Genomic DNA, 1158 nt, shown 5'->3' with positions numbered 1-1158 from the left:
TATTATTTTATTTAAAAAATTTTCATTTCCTTCAATTTGTTCTTTCCATTGATCTTTTGCTTCGATTTCTAAAGGCAAAAGAAAAAAAATAACCATAGCGACAAGTAAAAACAAAAGCAAAGAAAAAAATAATTGCTTAATCGCTTTTTTATCTAAATATTTATAAATTAAATAAGGAGTTATGCAAGCCCACCATGCAAAAGAACCAAAATAAACTATTATCATAAGAGAATAAAAACTGTGATACTCAATTTTAATGTATAAATCTAAAATTCTTTTTGTTTCTTCATTCACAATTTTTCTAGTAAAAACTTGGAAAAAATGAGTTTTATAAATTATTTCCGAAGAAATAAAATAAACCAATTGATAAGCAATGATTAAAAATAGTACACCTAATATAAAATTTTTTAATTTTATTTTTTCTTCTTCTCTTATTTTAAAATTTTCCCTTCACTAAGCAATTGATTAAAAATAAAATAAAAATTTAACTTTATTATAATACATTTTGATTATAAAATAAAAAAAATAATTTAAACTTTAAAAAAAATTAAAGAAAAATTTCTTTTTTAAATGTGCATAACTTTTTTTATCGTAAATAAAAAGAATGTTTTTTTAAGTCTTTTTATAACATTTAAAAATTATTTTTTGTGCATAACTTTTTTTAATTCAAAAATAAAAAAATCATTTTCACTTATTTTTAATCTTTTTTAAAAAAGTATTTTTCTTCTCTTAAAATATTGGAAATTTAATTCTTTGCACAAAGGAAAAACAATTGTGCATAACTCCTTTTTCAATGTGCATAACTTTTTCTTCTTCAATGTAAATGAATGTTTTTAAAATCTTTTTTTATCTTTTTTTAAAAAAGATTTTTTGTGCATTCGTTTGTGCATAACTTTTTTAAAATCATTCATTTCATAATTCTTTGCACATTTTTTTATTAAAAAAATATTTTCTATTTTTTCACTCTTTCTGAAAATAAAAAGATCATTTTTCAAAAGATGAATTTTATAACTTTTTCCAAAAAAGAAAAAAATTTTTACATCATCAAAAAATGTGCATAACTATAAAAAAATGTGCAATTAATAAGCAAAGATTGTGCAATTATTTTTTTTTTATCCTCTAAAAATGAATTTTTTTTTAATTCTTTGCACATTTTTT

1 protein-coding gene is annotated in these 1158 nt (G+C 18.7%); it reads right to left on the bottom strand.

The window, feature by feature from the left end; genetic code table 11:
- The coding region (locus RI76_RS02120) for a hypothetical protein (protein WP_152411655.1) at positions 1 to 294 on the bottom strand (294 nt) is incomplete at its 3' end.
- Between the last annotated feature and the right edge of the window lie 864 nt (positions 295 to 1158).

It is taken from the genome of Milkweed yellows phytoplasma str. MW1 (assembly GCF_000309485.1).
Lineage (GTDB): Bacteria > Bacillota_I > Bacilli_A > Acholeplasmatales > Acholeplasmataceae > Phytoplasma.
This window is presented reverse-complemented; position numbering and strand designations above follow the sequence as displayed.